20 protein-coding genes and 2 pseudogenes are annotated in these 26,948 nt (G+C 53.3%); 5 read left to right on the top strand and 17 right to left on the bottom strand.

Translation table 11 applies throughout. The features are described from left to right. Positions 1 to 70: 70 nt before the first annotated feature. The 3 genes and pseudogenes from V5738_RS07895 to V5738_RS07885 form a co-directional block, all read right to left on the bottom strand. Positions 71 to 1,036: a Stealth CR1 domain-containing protein gene (locus V5738_RS07895; protein ID WP_423823871.1), complete on the bottom strand. Its 966-nt coding sequence runs from the start codon at positions 1,034 to 1,036 to the stop codon at positions 71 to 73. Then, positions 1,029 to 1,793, bottom strand: coding sequence for a glycosyltransferase family 2 protein (locus V5738_RS07890; protein WP_423823870.1), 765 nt, complete (start codon positions 1,791 to 1,793; stop codon positions 1,029 to 1,031). Before V5738_RS07890 ends, V5738_RS07895 begins: the two co-directional genes overlap by 8 nt. 583 nt (positions 1,794 to 2,376) lie before the next feature. After that, a pseudogene (locus tag V5738_RS07885) lies at positions 2,377 to 3,464 on the bottom strand (IS3 family transposase). Positions 3,465 to 3,551: 87 nt separating this feature from the next. On the opposite strand from V5738_RS07885, the pseudogene V5738_RS07880 reads away from it, so the two are divergent. After that, positions 3,552 to 3,830, top strand: a pseudogene (locus tag V5738_RS07880) (transposase); the annotation flags it as partial. Positions 3,831 to 3,962: 132 nt separating this feature from the next. On the opposite strand, the gene V5738_RS07875 reads toward V5738_RS07880, so the two are convergent. The 10 genes from V5738_RS07875 to V5738_RS07830 all read right to left on the bottom strand — a co-directional run bounded on the left by V5738_RS07875 (position 3,963) and on the right by V5738_RS07830 (position 16,306). Further along, positions 3,963 to 5,768: an ABC transporter ATP-binding protein gene (locus tag V5738_RS07875; protein WP_423823869.1), complete on the bottom strand. Its 1,806-nt coding sequence runs from the start codon at positions 5,766 to 5,768 to the stop codon at positions 3,963 to 3,965. 579 nt (positions 5,769 to 6,347) lie between these two features. Beyond that, the gene (locus V5738_RS07870; protein WP_423823868.1) at positions 6,348 to 6,932 is read right to left on the bottom strand and encodes a class I SAM-dependent methyltransferase; all 585 of its coding nucleotides are present in this window, start codon (positions 6,930 to 6,932) and stop codon (positions 6,348 to 6,350) included. A 542-nt stretch (positions 6,933 to 7,474) separates the two neighbouring features. Next, positions 7,475 to 8,278: an ABC transporter transmembrane domain-containing protein gene (locus V5738_RS07865; protein ID WP_423823867.1), complete on the bottom strand. Its 804-nt coding sequence runs from the start codon at positions 8,276 to 8,278 to the stop codon at positions 7,475 to 7,477. 109 nt (positions 8,279 to 8,387) lie between these two features. Beyond that, on the bottom strand, positions 8,388 to 9,647 hold the full coding sequence (locus tag V5738_RS07860) for an O-antigen ligase family protein (protein ID WP_423823866.1): 1,260 nt from the start codon (positions 9,645 to 9,647) through the stop codon (positions 8,388 to 8,390). Between the two features lie 173 nt (positions 9,648 to 9,820). Then, a complete protein-coding gene (locus tag V5738_RS07855; RefSeq protein ID WP_423823865.1) occupies positions 9,821 to 11,962 on the bottom strand; it encodes a polysaccharide biosynthesis tyrosine autokinase in 2,142 nt (713 codons plus the stop codon). A 188-nt stretch (positions 11,963 to 12,150) separates the two neighbouring features. After that, the gene (locus tag V5738_RS07850) at positions 12,151 to 13,407 is read right to left on the bottom strand and encodes a polysaccharide biosynthesis/export family protein (RefSeq protein WP_423823864.1); all 1,257 of its coding nucleotides are present in this window, start codon (positions 13,405 to 13,407) and stop codon (positions 12,151 to 12,153) included. Positions 13,408 to 13,537: 130 nt separating this feature from the next. Further along, positions 13,538 to 13,933, bottom strand: coding sequence for a hypothetical protein (locus V5738_RS07845; protein ID WP_423823863.1), 396 nt, complete (start codon positions 13,931 to 13,933; stop codon positions 13,538 to 13,540). A gap of 72 nt (positions 13,934 to 14,005) precedes the next feature. Next, the gene (locus tag V5738_RS07840; RefSeq protein WP_423823862.1) at positions 14,006 to 14,362 is read right to left on the bottom strand and encodes a protease complex subunit PrcB family protein; all 357 of its coding nucleotides are present in this window, start codon (positions 14,360 to 14,362) and stop codon (positions 14,006 to 14,008) included. Positions 14,363 to 14,812: 450 nt separating this feature from the next. Further along, positions 14,813 to 15,448: an adenylyl-sulfate kinase gene (gene cysC, locus V5738_RS07835; RefSeq protein ID WP_423824151.1), complete on the bottom strand. Its 636-nt coding sequence runs from the start codon at positions 15,446 to 15,448 to the stop codon at positions 14,813 to 14,815. A 54-nt stretch (positions 15,449 to 15,502) separates the two neighbouring features. Continuing rightward, a complete protein-coding gene (locus tag V5738_RS07830; RefSeq protein WP_423824150.1) occupies positions 15,503 to 16,306 on the bottom strand; it encodes an SIR2 family NAD-dependent protein deacylase in 804 nt (267 codons plus the stop codon). A 159-nt stretch (positions 16,307 to 16,465) separates the two neighbouring features. Between V5738_RS07830 and V5738_RS07825 the strand changes: the two genes are divergently transcribed. From V5738_RS07825 to V5738_RS07815, 3 genes are all read left to right on the top strand, one after another. Then, positions 16,466 to 18,034: a cryptochrome/photolyase family protein gene (locus V5738_RS07825; RefSeq protein WP_423823861.1), complete on the top strand. Its 1,569-nt coding sequence runs from the start codon at positions 16,466 to 16,468 to the stop codon at positions 18,032 to 18,034. Between the two features lie 404 nt (positions 18,035 to 18,438). Further along, positions 18,439 to 19,254 (top strand): FkbM family methyltransferase, encoded by an 816-nt coding sequence (locus tag V5738_RS07820; protein ID WP_423823860.1) that lies wholly within the window; start codon positions 18,439 to 18,441, stop codon positions 19,252 to 19,254. Between the two features lie 471 nt (positions 19,255 to 19,725). Further along, entirely contained in the window at positions 19,726 to 21,177 is a 1,452-nt protein-coding gene (locus V5738_RS07815; protein WP_423823859.1) for a cryptochrome/photolyase family protein, read from the top strand. Between the two features lie 1,052 nt (positions 21,178 to 22,229). Here the strand turns inward: V5738_RS07815 and orn are convergent. Next, on the bottom strand, positions 22,230 to 22,775 hold the full coding sequence (gene orn / locus V5738_RS07810; RefSeq protein ID WP_423823858.1) for an oligoribonuclease: 546 nt from the start codon (positions 22,773 to 22,775) through the stop codon (positions 22,230 to 22,232). Positions 22,776 to 22,897: 122 nt separating this feature from the next. Between orn and V5738_RS07805 the strand changes: the two genes are divergently transcribed. After that, on the top strand, positions 22,898 to 23,230 hold the full coding sequence (locus V5738_RS07805; protein WP_423823857.1) for a 4a-hydroxytetrahydrobiopterin dehydratase: 333 nt from the start codon (positions 22,898 to 22,900) through the stop codon (positions 23,228 to 23,230). Between the two features lie 81 nt (positions 23,231 to 23,311). On the opposite strand, the gene recR is transcribed toward V5738_RS07805, so the two are convergent. From recR to dnaX, 3 genes are all read right to left on the bottom strand, one after another. Continuing rightward, positions 23,312 to 23,908, bottom strand: a complete 597-nt coding sequence (gene recR, locus V5738_RS07800; RefSeq protein ID WP_423823856.1) for a recombination mediator RecR — start codon at positions 23,906 to 23,908, stop codon at positions 23,312 to 23,314. Positions 23,909 to 23,981: 73 nt separating this feature from the next. Continuing rightward, positions 23,982 to 24,305: a YbaB/EbfC family nucleoid-associated protein gene (locus tag V5738_RS07795; RefSeq protein ID WP_423823855.1), complete on the bottom strand. Its 324-nt coding sequence runs from the start codon at positions 24,303 to 24,305 to the stop codon at positions 23,982 to 23,984. Further along, positions 24,305 to 26,869, bottom strand: a complete 2,565-nt coding sequence (gene dnaX, locus V5738_RS07790; protein WP_423823854.1) for a DNA polymerase III subunit gamma/tau — start codon at positions 26,867 to 26,869, stop codon at positions 24,305 to 24,307. Before dnaX ends, V5738_RS07795 begins: the two co-directional genes overlap by 1 nt. Positions 26,870 to 26,948: the final 79 nt, after the last annotated feature.

The raw sequence follows: 26,948 nt of genomic DNA, 5'->3' as shown, positions 1-26,948 counted from the left end.
GGACTGTCTTACGATCAAGCACTTTTAGTATCAGCCAACAGGTGCCGACCCGGAACTGGCCTTTATTTTGCTATGTTGGATGTTCGTGAAGTTGGTCGTCTAATGAGAGCCCCAGGCGCCCACACATTTCCGCAGTCAGACTGAGCCGTCTCGCCTCCCCAAAATCTTGCAAATCTTGAAAACAGACAAATTTAAAATTATTAAGATTTTCTCGACCTGTTATCGAAAAGACGCCACTCTTGCTTTTTTCAGGAAAAAAGCAGACCCAGTCTTTATCTCGTCGGGCTACCGGACGCCATACACGCGATGTATTTATAACGAACCCCACGGGCGATAATTGGCTCTCGGATCTAAATCGAAACCGAGCATTCGAACGCCTCGCTTCACGGGTAAATACCGCCTGGAAATCCGACTTAAAAAGCCCGTGCGGCGCATGCGCAAGGTCAAAATAGCCAATTCGGCCCGGCAACAGGTGCACGCCAGGTCTGCGACAGATATATCCTCTGCGATGCCAAAACGTGAATCGGCGAAGTTTCCGTTCGAGCCATCGCGACTTCACTCCCCAACGAGCGCGAACTACAAGTTTGTCGCCTTGAAAAAAGTCGGCCGGCACGACTCTTTTTGTTAGCGCCATATCGTCGTTCAGATATATAAACCTCTCAGACAACCCCGGAATCTGAGCTAACATAGTCTCGATCGACCGGGAATTGAACGTCGGTAAAAGATCACCGTCTTCCGAAAATAACTCTTTATGGTCGACCAGCACCACACCCAGGCTGGTGATCACGTCAGAGCTTAGCCACGCCGGACGCTGATCATCGGTAATCAAATAAATTTTACGCAGCCAGGGAGCGAATTTTCTAAGCGAATACAGGCAAAATCGCAATTCGCCATTATCTTGGAATCGCGCAACCGCAGCCGCATTTGGAGAGCTTGAGTCGTTCTCCTCTCGCTCTATAAAACTATTTCGCTTATCCCGATGCTTTTGATCCGCCCCGTCGACCCAACTCACAACAGCATCGATGTCGTTATTCATCTGGCGCAGACCCAGCCTTGTCGACGGTAGCCGCAATAGCTGCAGGACTTCCGTAGAAATCGACCATTCGTTTAACCTGGAGGTCGTTCCAGCCCTGCTCTGCGTTCAACTCACGTAGTCCGCCTGCGTTCGTCGTTGGCCATTTTTTTAGTGGCTTTGCATTTTCGACACGGACCGGACGGTATCCTCCCAAAACAACCATCCAGTACAGCCAGATATCATCTGCATAAGGTGCAAGCTCCTGGAATTTTACGCGGTTCGTGACGTCAGCATAAAAACATCCAGGCGGGTAAAGAACCCCGCCCGCCCCCGTCGGCATCGAAAGTCGCGAGGGAACTGTAGGCGTTTCCTCCCATCTCCAGCGACTATAAGCAAGAGGCTTTCCATCACCGTCCAGTGTTACCGTATGGCCACGGTGAAATGGTACACATAAAGCGTCGGCATTAGCTCTGTATGTCTCTACGAGCTCTTCAAGCCAGTTCGTCCTATAATTAATATCATCGTCTGCGGTGACCACGAACGCATCAGGGCATTCTTCAATAGCCGGGATAATCTTCTTATACGAACGGATGTCATCATATCCGCGGATCTCAATATGTCCCTTCTGATGCAAACGTAGTACCGAGCGAGGCAGGCTTGGTAAATCACCGTGGGCTATCCACAACAGGATTCTGTCCGGCGCGACCGATTGCCTAATGAGCGTACGCAGCGTAAGTCTTAGCAGGCCAAAGCGCGCTGGATAGGAAGTTAGGGACACAACAAGCTCAGCCCGAAGCTCATGGGGCTGCGCCGAGCAATCTAGAGGCAACCACGGCGTCACCGTCGCATAAATCCGCCGAGTTACACGTTTCCTAGTCTCGCCTTTTAGGCGACTAAATATTGCCTTAACCGACATCTTAATCTTATTTGTTGCGCGACTATACCGCTCTACCTGTCAGGCGGAGCAAAGACACGTACAGCTGCTTCAGGAACCACGGTCAAACATCAGACCACATATTGACGCAAACGACTTTTCACACCCGAAGCCGCTTGCCATGCCACCTCTGCGATGGTTTTCTTCTTTCCAGTTCGTGATGCAACACGACGCTCGACTAAAAGACCAACATCGAGATAGAGAGAGGAAATCGATAATCGAACGGACAGTTTTCCGCGGATTTTCAACCGACTTCTCGTAGTTAATCAATTAGAATCGGAAGATTACTGTGCTTCGACAATATATCATTCATTTGTCGCGGGTATGTGGTTACGATAACAAGCGCCTCATCGACCGATATTGCACGATACTTATGCGCCTTCCCTTATGGTAATGCCCCCATTCTTAACGCGAGCCAAAAGTGGAGCTAAGCGGCCATTGCGAGCTTCTGCTTGGGGGTGATGCCGCCGAGCGCCATGTTCGGGCGTTCGTTATTGTAAGTCCAGAGCCATTCGGTCGCGACGTTCTGGACGTCAGCGATCGATTCGAATAGGTATAGGCTCAACCAGTCGGTTCGTACGGTTCGGTTGTGGCGCTCGACATAGGCATTTTGCTGAGGCTTGCCGGGCTGGAGGTATTGCAGCGTGATGCCGTGCTTCTCGGCCCAGACCGTCAGGGGTCCGCTGATGTATTCCGGGTCATTGTCGCAACGGATCGCCCTTGGCTTGCCGCGCCATTCCATGATCTGCTAGAGGCTCCGGATCACGCGGGCCGAAAGCAATGATAGATCGACTTCGATCCCGAGGCCTTCGCCGTTGTAATCGTCGATGACGTTGAACAACCGAAAGCCCCGGCCGTCACTGAGCTGGTCATGCATGAAATCCATGGACCAGCTTTGGTTGATCGCCTCGGGCTCTGCCAGTTTCTCCGGTGCCTCGCGTCGCAAGCGCTTGCGCGGTTTGATCCGCAGATTCAGTTCAAGCTCGCGATAGATCCGATACACGCGCTTGTGGTTCCAGCCGAAGCCCTTGACGTTGCGCAGGTAGAAAAAGCACAGGCCAAAGCCCCAACGACGATGCGTGTCGGTCAGCCGCAGCAGCCAATCCGCGATCTTGGCGTTCTCGTCCGACAGTCGTGGCTGATAGCGATAGCAGGTCGCACTGATCGAGAATGCGGCACAGGCCAGACGGATGCTGATCCCATGCTCGGCCACGCTGCACTGGGCCATCTCGCGGCGGCGAGATGGCCTTACCACTTTTTTGTCAGCGCCTCCTGGACGATCTCGGCCTTGAGCCGTTTTTCGGCATACATCTTCTTGAGCCGCCGATTTTCGTCCTCGAGATCTTTCGTGCGGGCCATGAGCGAGGCGTCCATGCCACCGTACTTGCTGCGCCACTTGTAGAACGTGGCCGAGCTCATACCGTGTTCACGACAAAGCTCTGGTACGGGCGTGCCGGCCTCGGCTTGTTTGAGGATCGCCAGGATCTGGCTGTCGGTATAGCGGGATTTCTTCACGGGAACCTCCTCGATTCAGGGTACGAGAATATTCCACTTCTGGCCCGCGCTAATTTTTGGGAGGATTACCCCATCAATCGCGGCGGTTCAATGCTAGATCATGTCGAAAGCGTACTCGGCGATGGCGGTTATCGGGGGCGCGCTTTTGCCCAAGTGATTAACCATCGCTTCAATGCCACCGTGCAGATTGCTCGACGTCCGCAAGCGCATACGTTCGAAGTTATTCCACAACGGTGGGTCGTTGAGCGCTCGTTTGCCTGGCTCGACAAATGCCGACGCTTATGGAAAAACTGCGAGCGCTATCTCAATACCAGCTTGCAGTTCTTGAATTTGGCGTTCCTGACGTTGCTGCTCAGAAGATTATGAACAGGTTCTGAACAATCCGATATATAGGCATTAATCAGCCCGCTCGACAGACCGAAGCGTGTATAAAAATCGAAGATGGCTAATAAAACAGCGTCCGCTACTACCTGAGATCGCCAGAAACGCTGGCAATCTCTATGACGACTGCTCCGCCATCTCGCGAAATACCTCGTTATTATTGCTTAACTCATCGTAGTCGCCAGTGTCGATAACTTGCCCGTTGCGCATGAGGTAAATCGTGTCGCACCTCCTCACAGTGCTTAGCCGATGCGCAATCATTAATATCGTCTTTCTGCCCGCAAACTCGTAAATTGATGTCATAATCTTTTTTTCTGTCAAACCGTCCAGCGCGCTCGTAGCCTCGTCGAATATCAGCACATCGGCATCGTTGTATAGAGCTCTCGCAATACCGATCCTCTGCTTCTGTCCCCCGGAAAGCTGGACACCACGCTCGCCCACTCGTGTTTCCAGACCGTTCGACAACTGATCTAGCAGTTCTTCGAGATGCGCCAACCTTACGGCATGCCCTATCTTTTCTTCGTCGATGACCTCCGGCGGCAGACCAAATGCAATGTTTTCGCGGATCGTCGCATCGGCGAGGAAAATATCCTGCGGCACGTAACCTACGTTGTTTTGCCAAGTTCGCTTGTTCTGATTATTCACCGGTACGCCGTCAACCTCCAGAGCGCCAGCTTGAGGCTCCAGCAACCCCAGAAACACATCGATCGCCGTCGATTTCCCAGACCCTGTAGCTCCTACAAGACCTACGTTATGATTTCTGGGAATTCTAATAGTAACGTTTTCCAACGCGAGAGCATCTTTACCGGGATACGCAAATCGAACGTTTCGTAATTCGACTGCTTGCTGGACTGGCATCTTCTCAGTTGTCCGAGTACCGTCGAAACTGAAGTCCCGGCCCTGTGAACTATCAATTAGATCCTTTCTGACGGCCTCGAATGCAGCAAGATTGGAGCGTAGCTTCGAGATATTCTGGTAACTTGACTGGAGCGCAGGCAGCATCTTGAATCCAACCAGCGCGTAGAACGAAAGAGCCGGCAAAATCGCTTTCGCGCTACCGTCATAGAGCGTGATCAAATAAAGTACAAGCAACACGATCGACCCATAGGCCACGGTCTCGATCAGGTATCTCGGAGTTTGACCCAGCGCCTGAGTGACCCCTTTAGCGTAAGCAAAATCCTGGCTGGCCTTTTCGAATCGCTCAGTAAAAATCCGCTGGCGCCCAAGCACCAGAACATCTTTTATACCGCCGAAGCCTTCAGCCATAAGCTTGAATCGAGCGCCAGCCGACGAGCTGATGAGCGCACCGTTTGCAATGAGCCGACGCCGGACGGTGAAATAAATAGCGGCATAAGCCAAGACGAAAAGCACTAACCCACTGAGCGCGACCCAGGGATTGTAGAAAAAAACCGCGATAGCCATGATTGCAATCAAGGCTATCTTGGCATTCAACTGCATAAGTGGGATAAGTATGTTATCCGTTAGCCGGTTGGATTCCTGCGCTACCTGCTTGGTTAGGTTGCTGCTGGATCCATTCGCGTGAAATAGCCAGCTTTGGTAAAGATAATGGTTATAAAGGCGTTGGCTGATTTCAGCCCCAACATAAGAGCCGTAGATAAAAAGCCGCCATGAAGCGAATATCGAAAATGCAGCCGCAAAGACTAAAACGCCGAAGACTATCACGCCACCGATAACCAGAAACTGATCCGGCGAAGAGGCCCCCATCCATCGGTAGACTGCCCAAACAGTGTGATGGCTTTGCAAATGCGCTTTGTCGGTGGCGATAGACATGAACGGGCCTATAAGCGCTACTCCGGCTATCTCCGCGAACGCCATCAGTACGACCATCAGTTGCAACCATTTTAAACGGCGGCGCTGTTCGCACGTGAGTAACGAATAAAGTTCGCTTAATAATTTATACATGAGGGGCGTTCAAGATATTAAATAGCAGGCCGCGCACAAATTTAGGACCGCGCCAACTCTTCAAAATGTACGTTTTAACGAACCACGACTACAATTAAATATGACCGACATCGATCAGCATCGCTTCGAGATGATAAAGCGCCAGATAGCTGTTAGGAAATAATTATCAAGCGTTAGAAATATTCAATCGGATACCCGATTCGATTACAACTTAGCAAGATCAAATATTGTTGTCGTGAAGTTTGGCCTAAAATCAGCCGGCATGAAGAATGAGCGTGAGAAATAATCGCTTACTAGCGTAAGCTCTCAACCTCCCGATATATCGGCGACTTTTATGAATGGCGGACGCACTTTCGACTCCAGATTCCTATCGAACATAGCGCACTTTAGCAAAATCAATAGAATATGCTAGAACCGACAGCTTTGTTTATCAGTATGACTACACGAAGCCGTTTTCTGGAATACCTAGGCCGCGCAAAATTGCCGCTTATAAAAAACCCCGCCGGGTCCCCTAATAAGCTAAAACAATCAGCCTTGGGAATACGCGATGACTAAAGAAGCTGTACTGACCGTTTCAAATTACAATTCACGATTGAAATAAATTACCGTACCAATCGTGCCACCGTGATCGGTTAATTCTTGAGAAAAGATAGAGCAATTAAAATCGTATAAAATTTTAAACACGACATTTAAAGAGTAAATATTCATTTCCATTCTTGGATAGCTGGCTTTTTGGCCGTTCTTCAAGTTGATCAACTTATTGCTAAAAGGCACGTAATCACGCACTAGCTTACGAAATTTACGATATCTTTTAGTCTCAAAAAACGTTATATGAAGCACACCTATACCGTTATCGTCCAAACATTCGACAAGGCGACGAATCAAATCATAGCCATCTATTGGGCGGATATGTTGCAAAACAATGTAAGTATGGACTAAATCAAATTTTTTATCATCCCCGAGTTCAGAGTCCAAGTTAGTGGCTAACTCAACGTTCGTAACATTAAATTTTCTACAATTCTTTCTAGCTTCGCGAAGCATAGATTCGGAGGCGTCAATTCCGACTACGTTATCGGCATGTTCCGCAAGCGGAATAATCAGTCGCCCCACACCACAGCCAAAATCGAGCACGTTACGGAAATTATCCCGCTGCGACCCATTCATCTCAATAATTTTTAGTATATGGTCGATATGTTGTTGACCACTTTCAAAAAAAACTCGTTTATTATCTTCCGTTAACGTTTCCGACCGGTATCTATCATGTGACACAACGCCATAATAAGGATCTAGTTACCCGAATTTTTCCCAATTTTTACTTGTACTAGATAATTTAATTTTTTTCATAATATCCTATTAAAAAATTATGACTTTTAATTAGAAAATCAACGGCGTTGGTTCTATTCAAAGCGCCACTGCGTAGGATAATGAGGTAAATAGCCTGACTACTGCAGTGACCGGTAATTTTAAAAAGGTTAATATCTTGACAGAGTAGCGTGCCATGACTTTCGACGACCTTGAATGGCTGCTCGATTTCTGGCTCTAGCGTCCACTACTCGAGCTCGAGGCGAAAGACGTAGCATCTTTTTCCGAAGTGAATACATTTATTTGGCGCTCTCCGAAAAAACTCTGCACCTTGGGTAGAATAAACGCAACATAATATGCGAGAACACAGAAATTTTGATTGGTATCAATACCGACTGTAGCCGTCATAAGAAGGACGAAAAGGAAGCCGGCGCCTGAGTGACCCCTTTAGCGTAAGCAAAATCCTGGCTGGCCTTTTCGAATCGCTCAGTAAAAATCCGCTGGCGCCCAAGCACCAGAACATCTTTTATACCGCCGAAGCCTTCAGCCATAAGCTTGAATCGGGCGCCGGCCGATGAGCTGATTAGCGCACCATTCGCAATCAAACGACGCCGAACGGTTAAGTAAATAGCAGCATAGGCCAGAACAAAAAGTGCCAAGCCGCAAAGCGCTACCCACGGATTATAGAAGAAAACCACGAGCGCCATGATGGCAATTATGGCCATCTTGGCATTCAACTGCATAAGCGGTATAAGTATATTATCCGTTAGTCGATTAGATTCTTGTGCCACCTGTTTGGTCAGATTGCTGCTCGACCCGTTCGCATGAAACAACCAGTTTTGATAAAGATAATGGTTATAGAGCCGCTGGCTGATTTCGGCGCCGACATAAGAGCCGTAAATAAAAAGCCGCCATGAGGCGAATATCGAAAATGCAGCCGCAAAGACTAAAACGCCGAAGACTATCACGCCACCGATAACCAGAAACTGATCCGGCGAAGAGGCCCCCATCCATCGGTAGACTGCCCAAACAGTGTGATGGCTTTGCAAATGCGCTTTGTCGGTGGCGATAGACATGAACGGGCCTATAATCGCTACACCTGCTATTTCTGAAAACGCCATTAAGATCACTAGCAACTGCAGCCACTTTAGACGACGGCGTTGTTCATTGGTGAGTAGCGAATAAAGTTCACTAATTAATTGATACATCTAAGTAGCACTTAAGAATTCTGCAATCGCAATGGAGCTAAAACGATAAAAATTTTATGATTTTAGTTAGCTAATGTAGCAGGCGTAGATTACGCTCGAGACAAAGCATTTATCTCCTACCTTTCGCTTGACTGAGTGCTATTTTGCCACCCAAATCCACAGTCATATTAGAAACAAATAAAGCGAATGTAAGCCAAGTTAAAAAATGGCTCTGATTATGGTTATTGAGACCGAATAACACTGTGTGTTCAAGAGCAATTATACGAATTAAAAATACGTATCTCTCTTCCGAAAACGAACTGCATTCGAATGTCTTATCTAAGTTGGTTTTTCTTAAAACCCAAAAAGCCATCGACAACAGAATTAAAAGAGCGCAACCTACTAAACCTAATCCGAAAATTTCCTGCAAAAATAAATTATGAAGGAAAGAAATATTCGGCGATTCGAATCCAAATCCAAGAAATGGAAAATTGACAAACTGACTCGCGGCGGAAGCCCAACCTTGGAGTCGCTCTCCCAAACTACCTTGATTCGGATTCAGCGCGGCATCGAAACCACCTTTTAACACTGCCAAAAAGTTAAATCCGAGAAAGTTCAGTAGAAGCAAGCCTAGCGGTATAGCGAATAAAATCGCACCCATAATTTGCGTACGACGTTTCAAACTCGGTATTCCAACTAAAACTATGAGTACGCCTACTATTAACGTTACGTACGCCGAGCGCGTTGATGCTAAAGCAATGCCGATTAGAGCCATCAAGGCCACCAGCAGAGAAGCTGTGCCACCTTGGCGGGAATTTTTGATTAAAGCAAATAGCGCAAAGAACGAACAGAGCGTTCCGAATTCGTTTGGATATGTGCCCGGCGAAAATCTTAAATAGCCAAAAGCACTTTGCTCCACCGTTACCACATGTTCATATAAGGTGGCCGGAACCGGTCCAAAGACCACACCAGCGTAAAGCACGAATCCTAACAAGAAAACAAGCACAAAACCGCGATAACTAAAATCTAGTCGCGCAAACCATTCTTCCGAATTCCGTGCTTCGCTAAGCCAGCAACCGATAAAATAAAAACCAAACATCAAATTAACGATTACTAGCCAACGTACAAACGGGTTTGACGAAAGCCCTTCTGGTATAAGAACAAATGACACGTAACCATAACTGGCACTTGCCCAGAAAACAGCGGCTATAAGTAAAAGAACCCCGAACTCAGCTAACTGGCGTGCAGATAGCCGTGCAATAGCCCATGCGTTTAAAATTACCAGCGGAATATAGAAGGCTCGGAACGACCCTAGTGCGGACAACGGTAGAAAGAAAATACCAGTCGGGGCCAAAAATAGCGTGAATTTCGAGACCCGATCTAAGACCATAATGTAATTGCTCGAAATATCACTAATCTACGGCTACGGCGGTACAGTCCTTCATCAACTAAAACCGCAACTTACATGCTTTAGTACCATACATGTAAAAGATGCCGAATCTATCGCCACCGAGGGTTTATAGTTAGCCGGCAGCTGCGTATAAACATGCTTGTAGTTGTTCATTAAGTACCAGAACGTGAATAAGCATATTGGTAATGACCGCGGTTGTGAGGTGCAGAGGCTCGCTTTACTTGATGACGAGTTAAAACAAGCCCCGCAATTCCGCTACCTTGTCGAGTAAAACGAACTATCGCCTCATCGATTTCCGCCATGGGATGTTTACCGGAATCCAGAACAAACAACGTAGTCACCTTCTTCAAGAAACCAGCGACGATGTTTGCATCCGTCACCGCAAGAACCGGAGGCGCATCGATAATTATCAGATCATACTCTTTCTGCAGCTCTTCCATAACTTCCTTGAACCGGCCCTGCATCAATAGTTCGGAAGGATTAGACGGAGCTGCGCCTGAAGTGATGACATCCAGGTTCGTTTGCTCGATCCGCTGAATCACTTGATTGGTAGGCGCATTGGACGACAAGAGCTCCGAAAGACCGGTTCCGTCGCCTGTATGAGTTAAAGCTTGATGTATTTGACCACGACGCATATCCGCGTCGATCAACAAGACCCGTTGATTCGTATCGGCGAGCAAGCAACCTAAATTCAAGCTAACGAACGACTTGCTATCCCCTGGCGCGGGGCCGGTCATCAAGATGACGTTACTTTCGGCCTCTTTTTGAGCAAAATATACATTTGTTCGAAGGTTACGCAGCGCCTCAATAGCAAATTCATTGTCGCTTTCCCTCGGGAGAATCGATAGCTGGGCGGTCGATGAGCGCCATCTTGCAGTCTGAGATCGTCGCCGGTTTAATGGAACGACAGCGAAAACGGAGTAGCCGGTACGATATTCGAGCTCTGCGGGATCGCTGATTCCGCGCTTAAGGGCAGCACGGAGAATAACAAGACTTATACCTATAAGAAGGCCAAGGAAAGCAAGTACGAACACTACTAGCTTCGGCCTCGGAGCTGTGGGGGATAGCGGAACAACTGCTGGATCAATTATCCGCACATTACCTATTGTTCCAGCTTCAAGCAGTTTTAGCTCTTGCGCTCTATTCAGTAGAGAGGTCAATAGGTCAGTATTGACTTTCACGTCGCGTTGCAGCCCCAGAATCTTCTTTTGACTACCGGGTAGCTTATTAATCTTCTTCTGCAGTTCTTTTCTTTGTTCTGAAATTTGTGATAGCTGACGACGGTCCGCTTGAACTTGGGGATATTGCTCTGTGTACTGCTGCGTAAGCTGCGCTATTTCTAGCTTTAATTGTGATTCGCGGCTTTCAAGGCTCGACTCACGCTGCAATAAAGCTTGAGACTCGGAAGATAGATCTACCGGTTGGTTCTGTTCTTGATACTGAGCGAGTCGATTCTCGGCGCTGCTTACTTTTTTTCTGACCTTAGGAAGTTGCGAATTAAGAAACTTAAGACTTTTGGCTGCGTCTTGCGATTTAGCGTCGACGTTCTGCTGTATATAGTTATGCGTAACTGAATTCAATAGCTTCGTGACATGGTACTTATCTTGCCCCGTCATAGAAAGCTGAAGAATACCAGAATGACTCCCCACTTCAGCGGCGCTCAATTTGCCTTTAAGCCCGTTTACTGCAGATAACCAGCGTTGTTTAACGATTTTAAATTGGCTACCCACGCTCGCATTCACCGATTGAATCTTAATTGTGATTCTCTCGCCAGACGGTGTGCGGCCTGAAGCAAGGCTATCTGGCTTTCCCTGCAGGATTTTTTGTCCTGTTAGCGTTTTAAGGATGTACCCGTTATTAGCAGTCACCTCCAGTTTAAATGCTTGACCAACTAATTTATCGGGAACTTCCAGATGCGCGATGCCGATATGGTTCGAAGCGCTAGGAAGCACAGAACCTATTACCGGCCATAGAATAGGTGACGCTTCGTTAGTAAGATTTAGTTCTTTAACTGTTTGGCCTAGAACGTCCCTTGAAGTGATAATTGGGATCTCACTCTCAGCAGCATCGCTTTGACCCGCGAGTGCACTAAGAGGACTACTCTGGCTAACGAGGCCACTCAGAGGCGATTTTTCGCTACCTTCAATTTTTACTAGGGAGTCGACAGTATACGAGTACGGTGTAATCGATAGATACACGACCGCAACCAGAATGCCCGCTAACGTAAAACCAACAATCCACCATTTACCTGCCGCCAGTATCGCAAGCAAACGACGGAGATCAAATTGTTCCATACTAAGGTGATCCACTCCGCTTTGCGCAGCGCCACCCGCGTTACTAGGTGCTTGACTCATTGATTCGCTCTAGACCTATCGCCAGCTCAGGCGTACTTAATACGGAACAGTTGAGAAGGTAATTTCAAGCACGAACCGCAAACTCTGAACGCGCCCTTTAATTCCATGCTTTATCACAAGATTAGCTGCTAGTTACCCGCACGGTCATACAACAACAAACTCTGCAAGATGATATTGAGGGACGGTGTGACCTGGGACAGTGCGCGGTTGAAGTTGACCAGGCTTGCCGGAGCCGCAAAAACGATGTCGCGCGGCCGCAGCTGAAACTCGTTTGCCAAGAGCATCCCGCTCGCATGGCCCATGTCCAACTTGTACACATCCGGACGCATGACGGTCTTGAGATGACCGGCTGCTACAGACTGGTCGCTTATGAATCCGCGCACGACGTATATCTTGCCCGGGTTAGCGCTATCCAGATTGAGGCCGCCGGCATCGGATATCGCATCGCTAAGCGACATACCACCCGTCGAGAACGATAGCGCCTGCTGTTCGTTGAACTCGCCCATCATGAAGACACGGTTGGCACTATCGTCGACGAGCAGGCGATCGCCCGGTTTGAGCGGTACCGGATTACCGGCCGCATAAATCTGATTCAGGTCCAGAAAGGTCGACTTTCCGTTGCGGATCAGCACGATGTTCTGCACGCCGGTTGCAGGCGCAGCCGAGTTAGCCGATTTTCCCGAGCTCAGGGTGTCGCATTCATCCAGCGCCTGAAGCACTGTGTTGACTACATCGGTCAACGACACCGTACATGGCTTGGATATGTCACCGGAAATATAAACCCGTCTGCTTCGATACTCCATGACCCGTACATCGACCTGCGGATCGCGAATGACGGAGGTCAGGTCCTGGGTCAGCTGGCGGCGAACTTCGGTCGGCGTTTTACCAGCGACATGGACCTCACCCGCATAAGGGTAGTAAATGTTGCCGTCTGCATTGACGACCTGGCCGGCTGACTCGCTCGAGCCATTGCTCCCGCCCGGATCATTCAAATCCTGCTGACCGTAGACGATGACTCGAAGCACATCACCCGAGCCGATGTGGTAGGGCTGGGTGTCATTAGGCGCGGTCAACGCACGCTCTGCCGCGGGCAGCTTTTCTTCGGCACGCTGCTTTTGCTGATAGCGGATCAGGCTCGGGGTGATCTTGACGATGCGGGGATCGTAATCCACGGGCTGCTTGTTCAGCTCGTCCTGATAGGTTGCATCCTCGTTATTGCCAAAGTTGTACCAGTTATCCCCCTGTACCGGGTTGGTGCTATACCCGGGCAGGCTACAACCGGCCAATGCAGCAAGCGCCACCAACGCGATTGACAAGAGCACGACCCGACGAGCAAAAACCCAGTCGATCGAAACATGCCCGGTATGCCGCAGACCCTTCACCATGAATTCCACTCTTTATTCTTTTTACTTGCGCTGGCCGACGTGACTCTGCTCTTTTCGCATACCCTGGTCATGCATTCTGCACCAAGATGCATTACTTCGGCCTCCGCACATTTGCTGGCCGAGCTGATCATCAAGCCCGCCGTGCAGGCTGGATCCGGGCGACCCATTCATCCAGGCATTGCTGGATGCGGTCATAGATCGTATTGAAATAATACTGGCCACGGCGATAGGGATCGTCCACATTGTCTCCGTCGCGCCAGTGGCTGAGCAGGAATGTGGTTGCACGCGCAAACGGCAGATTATTCCGTACCCACTCGAGCTGGTTCTTTTCCATGACCAGTATCAGATCTTGCTCACGGGCGATCCGCTCTTCCAGTTGCCGAGCGCGATGCTGCTCCAGGCTCAACCCCTGTGCCCGTGCTACCGCTATCGCTTTGTCGTCGGCCGGCTCGTCGATGAGCGCATGTGTACCGGCTGGGGCAACCTCTACCCTTGGCGTCCGCTGCGCCAGGTAAGCTTCCGCCAACGGGCCTCGGCAGATATTACCGGTACAGACGCAAAGAATATTATTGAACTGCATCGCTATCACACATCCGGTTTACTGGCCGTTGTCGCCGTTTCCCACGTCGACCCGGCCACGCAGGTTGCCCAGCTGATCGACCACCCGAACGGTTTGGTACTGTCCTTTCGGCAAGTTTAGTGCGACGCACTGGCTCGTCAGCGCCTGGCCAACCGCAGCGTCCAGGCGCGGTGCATGCCAATCCATAACGAGATTGAGGGTGTTGTTATCGATATTCGTTTTCTCGCGATCGAGAATCAGCTTGTAACCCCCGGTCGGGCGCTGCCCCATCTCGACGATCAACACCCCATCGCGCGCCAGGTCTGCATCGAAACCCGAAATATTGCGGTACTCGACCCAGTTCTCGAAGTCATTCGCATCTGCGAAATAATGCACTTCGGAGGCCTGAGAAGGCGTGCCGCAGTACTCACTCCGATCCGCAGTCGATACCCCAGTCGGGTTTTTCCCGAGATGCAGTGCGCTACAGCCTGCAGTCGCAAACGAAACGAGGAGCAGACAGCAGCCTAGGCGAATCATAGACATACGCACGGATATGGGCCGTTTCAATCGAAGCGCGGGAGCATAGCATAGCAACACGAAAACGTCGTAACTTCGCCGCGTGTTACGAGATTGGGTTGATACTTGATGTCGTGCCTAATGGGCATTACAGCCTCTCTTATTCGAAAGCAGTTTAGTGAATTCAAGAGGCATTTCGCCAAACCACGCTATAGTTACGATATCGCCCGATCGGTATCGCTATCCCCTGAAAGCTTCATCGGGCAGCTTTACGTACGCGAGTTAATCGGCTGGCATCGCGATATCTTTAACGACACGCCAAGCTAGACTTTAAGCCGGACGACCTGCGGCGGCCACTAGCGAGTTCTCGAGATAGCTGTTCACGATCAGGTACTCGACGATCTGATCCACACAGCTCGTAACGTCGTCGCGCTCGGTATGCAAATGCACTTCCGGGTTCTCTGGCGGCTCATAGGGCGCGCTGATACCGGTGAAATTCGGGATACTCCCCGCGCGTGCTTTCTTGTATAACCCTTTCGGATCGCGCTGTTCACAGGTGTCAAGCGGCGCGTCGACGAACACTTCCACAAAATCGTTGTCGTGAGACAACGCACGCGCCATCTCGCGATCGCGTCGATAGGGCGAGATAAAAGCCGTGAGATTGATAATTCCCGCATCGCGAAAGAGTTTGGCCACCTCGCCGATACGGCGGATGTTCTCGATCCGGTCTTCGGGAGTGAACGACAGGTCACGGTTCAGGCCGGTTCTTACGTTATCACCATCCAAACGATAAGCCCGACAGCCCATATTCGTCAGACGCTCCTCGAGCGCCACCGAAATCGTGGACTTGCCCGAGCCGGACAAGCCGGTAAACCAGATAGTCAGCCCACGATGACGATTAATCGCCTCCCGGCGCTTTCGATCCACCGACCCTTCATGCCAAACCACGTTCTCGTTGTTACTCATAGCACCCCTTTTTTTCTTGCGACGGTCTTGGTTCAAGTGCGTTTTGCCGACGATCTAGATATTGCCGGGAGCCGAAAGAAGGCGCTCGATCTCGGGCAATACGTCGGCTGCTCTGCCTTCACATTTAATAGCGCATAACTCCGATATAGGCGTTTGCGCAGGATTGACCTCGATAGCAACGGCACTATTGGCGGCCGCGGTATAAGCCGGCGCCGCGATATAGTCGAATACGGCCGTTGTTCCGATCATCAAAACAGCGTCGAACCCCTTCGACAGCTCCTGCTGATATTGCGTCATAGCGCGCTGGGGCAGCATTTCCTCGAATAACACTACAGCCGGACGTTCGACAGCGTTACAGCGGCTACACAACGGTGGCAGCTCGGAAAGCGCGGAGTAGTCGTTTACGGCACGTGACTTCCCGCATTGAATACAGAATAGCCGATGAATATTGCCATGCATTTCGATTAGCCGCGGCGTACCAGCAACGCGATGCAAACCGTCGACATTCTGAGTGGCCACACATAAATGATCGAACCGCTGGGCGAGCGCGACGAGCGCTTCGTGCCCGGCATTCGGGCGCGCATGTCGGCAGGCCGACTCGATTTGCGCAATGTATTTCCAAGTCAGGCCCGGATCGCGTGCAAACATCGGCCCCGATAACGCCTGTTCGATCGATACACCATCGGCGGTGTTCTTATCATCGTATAACCCACCGATCCCTCGGTAGGTCGGCATGCCGGAGTCGGCCGACATGCCGGCCCCAGTCACAACCAACACGCGTGAGGCCGAGCGAAGCGCAGTAACCGCCTGCGCGATGCTGGCCTTGAGCGACGGGCTATCGGCATTCGTTTCAGACATGCGGCAGAGTATGCCCGACCGCATCAACCCATGTCGTTCGCTACCGCTAAACAAAGTACTCGGTGGTCGTTTTCTATTGAGGCATGGGCCAACGCATCGTCATCTAACGACGGCCCCGCTCCGTAGTTGTCGAGCACAACGATAATCAAGGAATTTATTGTGGCTCACGTTAGAAACCTGGTGATCATACTTGGCGACCAACTGGATCGTAGCCTGTCGGCGCTCGATGATTACGACTCAGAGCGCGACGTCGTCTGGATGGCAGAAAACGATACCGAGGCTACTTATGTTTGGTCCCACAAGAAACGCCTCGTGCTCTTCTTCTCGGCCATGCGTCACCACCGGAGCGACCTAGAAAATCGCGGTTACAAACTCTGGTATCACGCCTTACAAGCTGACGCACGCCACGATAGCGGCTCAGACTTTGCTTCTGTACTAGGTACGGCGATCAACGAGCTCGCGCCTAAAAGGCTGGTGATGACCGAGTGCGGTGATTACCGCGTGCAGAAAATGCTATCCGACTGTGCCGAGCAACACGATCTTACCCTGCAAGTCCGCCCAGACCGACATTTCTATTGCAGCCTTGAAGCATTCGATGAATGGGCGAGCGAGCGCGATTCGCTCTTGCTCGAGCACTTCTACCGGTGGATGCGCCGTGCCGAAGGCGTGCTCATGGAGGGCGACGCCCCCGAAGGCGAGCAGTGGAATTTCGACAAGTCCAACCGGGCAGCGTTCGGACGAGACGGGCCTGGACAGCTACCCCATGTTCGGCAGTTCCGGCCGGACACCATCACTCGAGACGTGATCGAGATGGTCGAAGCTCGCTTCCCAGACCATCCTGGCCATACACAGGGTTTTGATCTGCCCGTTACCCACGAGGAAGCACGGACCGCCCTTAAGGATTTCATCGACCATCGGCTAGCGCTGTTCGGCGACTACCAGGATGCTCTCTGGACTGAAATGCCCTTTGCTTATCACTCACGGCTGTCGGCCGCCTTGAATCTACACCTGATCGATCCGCGAGCGTGCATTGATGCTGCGGTTGCCGCTTACCACAACGGCCATGCGCCTTTGAACAGCGTCGAAGGTTATGTGCGTCAGATTCTTGGCTGGCGTGAATATGTCCGCGGGCTCTACTGGCACGAAATGCCCGACTATGCAGAGCGTAATTGGCTCAACGCCGAGCTGCCGGTTCCCCAGAGTTTTTGGGATGGGGATACCGATATGGCCTGTATCGCTGATGCCATGCATAACGTGCTCGATAACGGCTACGCCCACCATATCCAGCGGCTCATGGTGCTTGGCCTATTTGCCCTGGTCGCCGGCGTTCACCCGTACCGCTTTCACGAGTGGCATATGGCGATGTACCTCGATGCCATCGACTGGGCAAGCCTGCCCAACACGCTCGGCATGAGCCAATTCGGCGACGGCGGCCTGATGGGCACCAAACCTTATTGCGCATCAGGCAATTACATCAACAAGATGAGTAATTACTGCAAGAACTGTCGATTTAATCACAAGCAATCTTCCGGCACAGAAGCTTGCCCAATAACAACGCTTTACTGGGACTTCCTCGACCGTAATCTCGATCGCTTTAAAGGCAATCGCCGCATGGTTTTCCAGATCAAGAACCTAGAGAAAAAACGCGACGACAAGGATCTAATAGCTGCAATTCGCGACCGCGCTGACGGTTTGCGGCAGCAGATCAGTGGCGGTGAACGAATTTGAGCCACCCCGCTCAAGGCATACCTGTGTGGTCTTCGAAACAGCCCTCGGATCAAACCGGGCATCCGTAATGCAACGTGCCCAACGAGCGCATTCGCTGTCGGCTTCAATTACGTAACAGCCGGTGATTATCCGGCTAGATCCGTTCGCCAAAGATCCTCCCCATCTTGGGCCCGTTGCTAGTGGTACTGGACGCCGCCGGGCAGTATGAGATCTCAATTGAATAGCGCGCCAGAATCGATTCTTAAAAAATATTTTACAAAATCTTGGTACGACACAATCTACTGACCTAACAGCTTTCCTATTCGCCCGCCGCGAACGTCGTCAGAATGCTGACTAGGTCAGAGGCATCGATCCGCTACCGCGGCATTACGACGAACTCTAAAAATAAAACGGAGGAGGCACTGGTGTTTAAGAGAGCTTGGATACGCATACTGGAAACGACCATCGCCAGCACACCCGATTTTCGCGGCAAAGGCTGGCTCTTCCAGTTCCCGGCCCGGCCCTGCATTGATGAACCTATCCGCACTGCATACGGGGTGCGGTTGAAGTGTCGGCTATACGACTACACCAACCGCGCCAGCGTTTTCGGCCACTACGGCCATGATGTCGCCAACGTGGTCGCCTCAATTCCCCAAGGCAGCGTCTTTGTTGATATCGGCGGGAATGCTGGCCTGTTTTCTTCGATCGCGGCACAGACACTCGGGGCGGATGGAACGATCATCGCTTTTGAGCCGCAACCCGAGCTTTGCCAACTGTTGGCCGAGAATACGTCGCTAAACGGCCCAACACCGGTCTTGCTCTTCAATTTGGCCGTCGCATCTCAAGCAAGGCAGATGACTCTCAGCCCATACAATGCACGCCATTCCGGATTGGCCTATTTGGGCGACACGCAGAATGGTCGACTAGCTTGGGCAGCCAATATCGATGAGGATTTGCCCATCGTCGAGGAAGTTATCGCAGGTCGCCCCACCACCATCAAAATAGATGTGGAAGGCGCGGAACTCGAAGCCCTTAAGGGGATAAGCAAACTACTGGCCGCCCCCGCAACAACAACGGTGATTATCGAAATCGATCCCGACCATCTGGCTCGATTCTCAGCCTCGCCAGACCAAGTTTATACCTTGATGCACGATGCTGGATTCATGCCAACTTCTGAAGCGAATCGACAGCACACTCATTACGATGAGATTTTCCGCCGATCCCAACCCAGCCCGGCCTAGGCGCTGCCTCGATTGCAGCCAAGCAAGAGATACATTTGTGGTTGCATTAATGCCCTGGATTGACGCTTCGATCCGTAGCCTGCTGATGTGCCTGCGGCGCGACACCGATCGTGGCAAACGTCACCGGCTGAGCGTTACTCGCTGTAAGTCATCAGCCTTGAACGCTCATCGTTCGGGCCAAGAGTCTCACCAGCATAAACAGACCCCACCCTGAGTCTGCTCTTGGCCCGCATCGCCTCGCACTGGCCATTCTGGCCTCGCTTCGCTCGATGGGAAGGCTTGGAACCCGGCTGGCCGCTGCTAATTAGCTTCGATAGGCGCGGACACCAGCCGACCAAAGCGGTATTTCTAGACCCTCAGCTGTTCTCAAAGTATTTATCGCTACGACTTCTGCCTTCGGTATCATCCATTGGGCCGGCGTATTCGTATGCGCCTTGGACTACGTATTGACCGATCGGCAAACGAGACTCGATGAAAAACCGTGTGATTCTATGGTTCCGGCGCGATCTGCGCCTGGCGGACAACCCAGCCCTGAGGGCTGCCCTCGATGGCGATTTCGACTCGATCGTACCGGTCTTCATTCATGCCCCTGATGAGCTCGGCGATTGGGCCGAGGGCGGCGCGCAACGCGTCTGGCTGCACGATTCGTTGCGCGCACTTGCCGAAGACTTGGAAACACTCGGTTCGCGGCTGATTATCCGACAGGGGCCGACGCTCGATACGCTCAACACACTGATCGAGGAATCCGGCGCCGGCGCCGTGTACTGGAACCGGCTTTACGACCCGCCGATTATCGAACGCGACAAGCAAGTCAAAAAAGCCTTGAACGAACGCGAAGATGTCGATGTCGATAGCTTCCAGGCCCATGTGCTGTTCGAGCCTTGGCAGATCGAGACCCAGCAAGGTCAGCCATACAAGGTGTTCACGCCGTTCTGGAAGCGTATTAAGGGCGAACCGATACGCGCCCCGCTCGCCCGGCCCGACCAGCTTCCGGCCGTATGGTCCTGCATTGGCTCGCTCGACGTGCCGGATCTGGGCTTGCTTCCTGAAATTCGCTGGGACGAGAAGATTCGTGACTGTTGGACGCCGGGTGAATCGGGCGCCCAGCAACGGCTCGAAACGTTTCTAGAAGACGCCGCCGACAATTACGATGACGAGCGCGACTATCCGGCCATCGCCGGCACGTCTTATCTTTCGCCCCATCTGCACTGGGGCGAGATCAGCCCACAGCAGATTATGCATCGCACCGAAGAATGGCTCGACGAGTACGAGGGGCCGGCGCCGCGCGAGCATATCGAAAGCTTCCAAAGCGAGATCGGTTGGCGCGACTTCGCCCACCATGTGCTCTACCATTTCCCGAACACGCCGGACGAGCCACTCGATACGCGTTTTAAATCTTTTCCCTGGTCGGACGACACCGAGGCTCTGAACGCTTGGCAAGCGGGGCGTACGGGCATTCCGATGGTCGACGCCGGTATGCGCGAGCTCTGGGCGACCGGTTATATGCACAACCGGGTACGCATGACGGTTGCCTCGTTCTTGACCAAGAACCTGCGTATCGCCTGGCAACATGGAGAGCGTTGGTTCTGGGATACATTGGTCGATGCGGATCTAGCGAACAACACCCTCGGCTGGCAGTGGGCAGCCGGCAGCGGTGCCGATGCAGCGCCTTTTTTCCGTATCTTCAATCCGGCACGGCAAGGCGAGCGTTTCGATGCCAAAGGCAGCTATGTCCGGCGCTGGGTGCCAGAACTCTCGGATATGCCCAACCGGCATATCCATAAGCCATGGGACGCACCCGCCGAGGTCCTAAAGAAAGCCAGCATTGAGCTCGGCAAGGATTACCCAAAGCCGATCGTGGACCTAAAAGCCTCCCGCCGCGAGGCACTCGAGGCTTTTGATCAGATCAAGAACGAGTCTTGATCGCATCTTCATCGCATTCGCCCTGTTCGAGCGTTGTGTTCCGACGTTCAACGGGGCGCCGATAAGCATCGGCTCAGATGACGCGATCGCGTGCTGGCGCTTTATCGTTTCTCGTATGCATTGAGACCGAATTTGGCGTCATGTGGCCGACCGAGGCGCAGCGTTCCGCGCCGGTGCGAGAGCGCTAAACCAATGCGTGACAATGAGGCGCAAACGGCTACGCCGCGCAGGGCAATCAAGCACGAGTCCATTCCAGTCGTGTCGGCCCGAGCCCGTTGATGTGTCGTACGCGTCCACGCCAAGCGTTTTTTGACAAGTGATGATGAACAGCTAGATGCGGCATGGCGACCGCTACGTCGCTGTACGCCCTCAATGAGCAACGACACAGAGGGCTACAGGCATGCTTGCCCCTTCGGGCGTGCTGGCCCAGGCCCAATGAGCCACGTACGGCGCAGCGGATCCGGAGCGTGACACGCGATAACGCGGCTATTCGTGCTTTGCCGAACATCATAGTAGGCCGTAGTGTCTCTAACGCGGCGCTCGTAGAACACACCTAAAGCCTTTGGCGCGCGTGACAGTGAGCGACGGCCTATGCCTGCCCAAGCGATGAAGCAGACCACGCGCAGTCATTGCTCTGGCTAACCTTGATACCGGGCCATATCAATCTTTCCATCTGAGCCAGGCCGCTATGCTCGATGGCTTACATTGCGCTAGCTAACAGCCAGAACGATAGTCTGGGCCTACTTCGAGATAAGATCCGGCTCAGGGCTTCAATTGGGCATAAAAAAGGACCCCGTAAGGGGTCCTGAGCTGGCGTACCGGTGTTGTTGTTCTCAATCCACTCTAACGAGTGGCTACCGGATTCCTTTATTCGCCGTGTTCTGTGTGTTGTTTTTGTGCGTCCCCTCCGAGAGACCCTACGCTGCGGCGCAATTCATTCGATATCTGCAATGCCCTGAAGGCGTGCATATTCTTTTTACGCGCCGCACCACGAGGGGTCAATAAAACACCCCTTAGACCTTAGCCGCACGGCAGGCTATTTTCATTTAAATTCATACTTTTAATAGCGTGTCCCGATAATAGGAAAGTTCTTCGATCGAATCGCGGATATCGTCCATTGCCAAATGGCTCGAATTCTTGGAAAAGCCTCGTGCGACTTCCGGGGCCCAACGCCGGGCCAGCTCTTTAAGCGTGCTGACATCGAGATGGCGATAATGGAAAAATGCTTCCAACTCCGGCATATAGCGCGCCAGAAAACGCCGGTCCTGGCAGATACTGTTACCGCACATCGGCGACTGCCGCTCAGGTACATACTCCGCTAGAAATGCGAGAGTCTGGCGTTGCGCTTCGGCCTCGTCCACCTTCGAAGCCTGGACACGCTCGACCAATCCAGACGCATTATGCTGCCGGGTATTCCATTCATCCATAGCAGCCAAGCGCTCTTCGGCCTGATGAACAGCCAAGACCGGCCCTTCGGCCAGCACCCGCAGATTGGCGTCCGTGACCAGCGTGGCAATCTCGATGATGCGATCGGCCTCGGGGTCCAGCCCGGTCATTTCCAGATCGATCCAGATCAAATTGGATTCGGAATAGCTCATATTCAGTAACTCAGCCCTTCAATTTATATCGTGCGCAACCGAGCAGTATACCCTGAGACCGATCGTCGGTATGGCATTGCGGTGTTATCTTGATTGCGACATTCATCCAATCCTATCCGCATATGAATGCACTTGCCGATAAGAAATGCGCCCCCTGCGAAGGTGGCACGCAGCCCATGACTGGACAAGTTGTCGCCGACCAACTTTCCGAATTGAGCAATCATTGGGAAAACGCCAACGACAAAAAGCTGGTCGGTGAATTCAATTTCGACAACTACTATCAAACGCAGGCATTCGTGAACGCGGTGGCCTATATCGCCCACCGCGAAGACCATCATCCTGATATCACGTTCGGCTACAATAGTTGCCAGATCGAACTGACGACCCACGCAATCGGCGGGCTGTCGGAGAATGACTTCATCAGCGCCGCAAAGATCGATCGCCTGATCGACTAGCGCATCGCAGCTGCGCCCAGCGGGCCTCCTGGCCGCTCGCTGGGCGTGGCGCTTTGTTTTAGGGCTAACGGTCGCCCGTCGTTACAACGGCCGACGCCCGGAAAAAGCTTGACTCAGGGTACCGGCATCCACGTATTCGAGCTCGCCTCCGACCGGTACGCCATGGGCAATACGGGTGACTCCGGCGCCGTTTTCATGCGCCAACTCGGCGACATACTGCGCTGTCGCCTCGCCTTCGACGGTCGCGCCAACCGCCAGAATCAGCTCTTCTATCGGGCCGCGCTGCAATCGATCGCGCAGAACATCGAGGCCGAGCTCTTCGGGCCCGATACCATCGATCGGCGACAATCGCCCCATGAGCACGAAATAGCGCCCCTCGAAATTCGTATTCTGCTCGACGGCCATGACATCGGCCGGGCTTTCGACCACGCAGACCCGACTGGCATCGCGTTGTTCGTTACGGCATATCTCGCATAGCTCGGCTTCAGCGAACATGCGGCATTCTCGACAATGGCGCACGCTGTCCAAGGCCGCCTGAATGGAATCGGCTAGATACGCGCCGCCATGGCGCTCATTCTGAAGCACATGAAAAGCCATGCGCTGTGCGCTTTTCGCACCAACACCCGGCAGTACGCGAAACGCATCGATCAAACGAGATAAAGCAGGAGAAAACGCCATAGTCGATCGTGCTCGGCGCTATCGGCCAAAGGTGCTCTGTGTCTCAGAGCCCAATGGCCATGAGCGCACAAAGCTAGAACGGAAGATTCATACCCTCGGGCAGGTTCATGCCGCCGGTCATCTCGGACATTTTTTCCTTACTCGCGGTTTCTACGTGCTGTACAGCATCGTTGATCGCCGCCGCCACGAGGTCTTCGAGGAATTCCGGATCTTCTTCGAGTGCGGCCGGGTCGATGTTGACCTTTTTCACTTCGTGTTTACCAGTCATCACGACCTTGACCATACCGGCTCCCGCTTCGCCGGTGATCTCCATCTGCGCCAGTTCTTTCTGAGCTTCCTGCATCTTGCCCTGCATTTCCTGGGCTTGCTGCATCATTTTGCCGATAGAACCTTTCATTACTCGTCTCTCTGAGTCATCGCGCCCGGTGAGCGATGGGGTTTGATCGTTTCGGGACGCAGCCGGGCACCGAGCTGGCTACGCAGTCTTTGAATTATCGGGTCGTTTTCGATAGATGCAACCGCATCCTGTTGGCGCTTTTCGGCATTGGCCTCGCTACGCTTGGCCGGCGTGTCGTGCAGCTCATCGACCACACTGACTTTAAGTTGCGGCGCCTGGGCGGCGCCCCAGGCCCGGCCCAGTGCGGCCTGTAGTTGCTCGCGAGCATCGTCGGTGGCCAGCAGCGCATTGACCTGGGCGATTTCGAGCTCGATACGCTCGTTATCCAGATGCCGACATACGCCATGATTAGCGAGCTGGGCCGCAAAACCGCGTACGTCGAGCCTCGGCACCAGCGAATGCCAATCCTTGGGATGATTGGGATGATCGCGTGCCGTATCGAACTCGAAGCCATTCATGGAACCTGGCTCATCGTGGGCGGCGGCTGGCTCCTCGACGAGCTCGGGTTCAGCGTTTTCCGGCGCTACGGTTTCGACAACCTCGTCGTCTAGATCGCTGCCAGCCCGCGCCGCCATGCTATCCGCCCAAGCATCCTGCGACTGAACATCGTCGCTGAAGCCTGTAGCGCCGTTGACCGACAGTGACTCGGGTCCGGCAGTATCACGCTCGGCTGCAAGTACTTCCGCCGATGAGTCGACTTCTGTAGCCGCTGTCGACGCTTCTTTTGAAGGGTCTGAAGAGCTTGCCGAACCGATGACATCGCCTTGCCTAACAGCGGCTGCTGCCGGCGCAGCTGAATCGGGCGCCGCCTGCTGTTCGGGCTGTTCGGGCTGTTCGGGCTGTTCGGGCTGTTCGGGCTGTTCGGGCTGTTCGGGCTGTTCGGGCTGTTCGGGCTGCTCGGCCTGCTCGGCCTGCTCGGCCTGCTCGGCCTGCTCGGCCTGCTCGGCCTGCTCGGCCTGCTCGGCCTGCTCGGCCTGCTCGGCCTGCTCGGCCTGCTCGGCCTGCTCGGCCTGCTCGGCCTGCTCGGCCTGCTCGGCCTGCTCGGCCTGCTCGGCCTGCTCGGCCTGCTCGGCCTGCTCGGCCTGCTCGGCCTGCTCGGCCTGCTCGGCCTGCTCGGCCTGCTCGGCCTGCTCGGCCTGCTCGGCCTGCTCGGCCTGCTCGGCCTGCTCGGCAACAGGTTTGGGTGCAGGCTGTCCGCTGTCAAGTGAACGGCTAGACGCTGCAGGCTCTTGACTTACATCGATACTGGCCGGCTTACCCACTTCCGACTGGCTCGAGGGGCCGCGTTGTGGCTCGGGGCGCGATACCGACGCCGCACCGGATTTCCCCTGCAACTGCTCGCGTGCCTTGGCCATAGCCTCGCGAGCACTCAATTTCGAAGCGGTACTTGCCTGCTCCGGCTCGGGTTCTGGTTCCCCGGAATTACCGCCGCTACTGGGCGCAGTAGCCGGCTCGCTCGTAGTCCCGTCCTGGCTCTGCGCCGCCGGTTTGAAGGCCAACATACGCAGCACGCACATTTTCACGCCAACCAGCGGATCGGGTGCGTTGTACAGATCGCGGGTGCCGGCGATCGTGATGTCGTAGAACAGCTGGGTCTCGTGCGGCTGGGTGCGCTGGGCAATGTCTTGCCAGCGCGCGCTGTCGTCATCGACGGCTTCGCCGACGACCTGCACTGTGGCGATGTGTTGCCATGCCGTGGCTAGCGCATCGAGCAGATAGCGCATGTCGATGCCTTGCGCGTACAACGATTCGAGCGCGATCAAGGCGTCGGTGGCCCGCGCATCGACGATCGCCTCCAAGAGTTCGGCCACGCGTGCCTCGCCGATGGTGCCCAGCATGTCGCGCACGCTTTCCACCGCCAGATGACCACCCCCGAAAGCCACTGCCTGATCCAACAGCGATAGACCGTCGCGCATGCTGCCATCCGCGCCGCGCGCCAACTCGACCAGTGCTTCGTCGTCGGCCGACAAGCTTTCGGCCGACACGATATGCCTAAGCCGATCCGCGATTCGCGCCGCTGAGAGCCGCTTTAGAGGGAACTGCAGGCAGCGCGACAGGATCGTTACCGGGATCTTTTCCGGCTCGGTCGTGGCCAGCAGGAACTGCACCCGCGGCGGGGGCTCCTCCAACGTTTTGAGCAGCGCGTTGAAGGAATGCTTGGTCAGCATGTGCACCTCGTCGATGAGGTACACCTTGGTTCGGCCGCGGGTGGGCGCGTACTGGACGTTGTCCATCAACTCGCGGGTATCGTCGACCCCGGTTCGCGAGGCCGCATCGACTTCAATCAGATCGACATAGCGGCCTTCATCGATTTCTCGACAGGTCGAACAGGACTCATCGCCGACACAGGGCGACGCGCTGACGCCGTATTCGCAGTTCAGGCATTTCGCGATGATGCGCGCCAGCGTGGTCTTGCCTACACCCCGGGTGCCTGAAAACAGCAGTGCGTGATGAAGCTTATCGCCATCGAGCGCATGGGTGAGCGCACGGACCACATGCTCCTGGCCGACCATTTGATCGAAGCGGCGCGGCCGCCATGTTCGCGCAAGTGCTTGAAAACTCATGCGGGGCGAGCGATTGCGCGAAATGGCGAAGGCGCTTGCGTCATGATGCGGACTGCCCGATATGAAATACGGCGACGTA

This window comes from Salinisphaera sp. SPP-AMP-43, assembly GCF_049568105.1.
Taxonomy (GTDB): domain Bacteria; phylum Pseudomonadota; class Gammaproteobacteria; order Nevskiales; family Salinisphaeraceae; genus Salinisphaera.
The sequence above is the reverse complement of the archived record's forward strand: the minus strand, read 5'-3'. Positions and strand labels throughout refer to the sequence as shown.

What these genes read in the sequence shown, in the direction of transcription:
- V5738_RS07895 (WP_423823871.1), bottom strand. Translation starts at nt 1,036, where the DNA reads ATGAATAACGACATCGATGCTGTTGTGAGTTGGGTCGACGGGGCGGAT.
- V5738_RS07875 (WP_423823869.1), bottom strand. Translation starts at nt 5,768, where the DNA reads ATGTATAAATTATTAAGCGAACTTTATTCGTTACTCACGTGCGAACAG.
- V5738_RS07870 (WP_423823868.1), bottom strand. Translation starts at nt 6,932, where the DNA reads ATGAATGGGTCGCAGCGGGATAATTTCCGTAACGTGCTCGATTTTGGC.
- V5738_RS07865 (WP_423823867.1), bottom strand. Translation starts at nt 8,278, where the DNA reads ATGTATCAATTAATTAGTGAACTTTATTCGCTACTCACCAATGAACAA.
- V5738_RS07860 (WP_423823866.1), bottom strand. Translation starts at nt 9,647, where the DNA reads ATGGTCTTAGATCGGGTCTCGAAATTCACGCTATTTTTGGCCCCGACT.
- V5738_RS07855 (WP_423823865.1), bottom strand. Translation starts at nt 11,962, where the DNA reads ATGGAACAATTTGATCTCCGTCGTTTGCTTGCGATACTGGCGGCAGGT.
- V5738_RS07850 (WP_423823864.1), bottom strand. Translation starts at nt 13,407, where the DNA reads ATGGTGAAGGGTCTGCGGCATACCGGGCATGTTTCGATCGACTGGGTT.
- cysC (WP_423824151.1), bottom strand. Translation starts at nt 15,448, where the DNA reads ATGAGTAACAACGAGAACGTGGTTTGGCATGAAGGGTCGGTGGATCGA.
- V5738_RS07830 (WP_423824150.1), bottom strand. Translation starts at nt 16,306, where the DNA reads ATGTCTGAAACGAATGCCGATAGCCCGTCGCTCAAGGCCAGCATCGCG.
- V5738_RS07815 (WP_423823859.1), top strand. Translation starts at nt 19,726, where the DNA reads ATGAAAAACCGTGTGATTCTATGGTTCCGGCGCGATCTGCGCCTGGCG.
- orn (WP_423823858.1), bottom strand. Translation starts at nt 22,775, where the DNA reads ATGAGCTATTCCGAATCCAATTTGATCTGGATCGATCTGGAAATGACC.
- V5738_RS07805 (WP_423823857.1), top strand. Translation starts at nt 22,898, where the DNA reads ATGAATGCACTTGCCGATAAGAAATGCGCCCCCTGCGAAGGTGGCACG.
- recR (WP_423823856.1), bottom strand. Translation starts at nt 23,908, where the DNA reads ATGGCGTTTTCTCCTGCTTTATCTCGTTTGATCGATGCGTTTCGCGTA.
- V5738_RS07795 (WP_423823855.1), bottom strand. Translation starts at nt 24,305, where the DNA reads ATGAAAGGTTCTATCGGCAAAATGATGCAGCAAGCCCAGGAAATGCAG.
- dnaX (WP_423823854.1), bottom strand. Translation starts at nt 26,869, where the DNA reads ATGAGTTTTCAAGCACTTGCGCGAACATGGCGGCCGCGCCGCTTCGAT.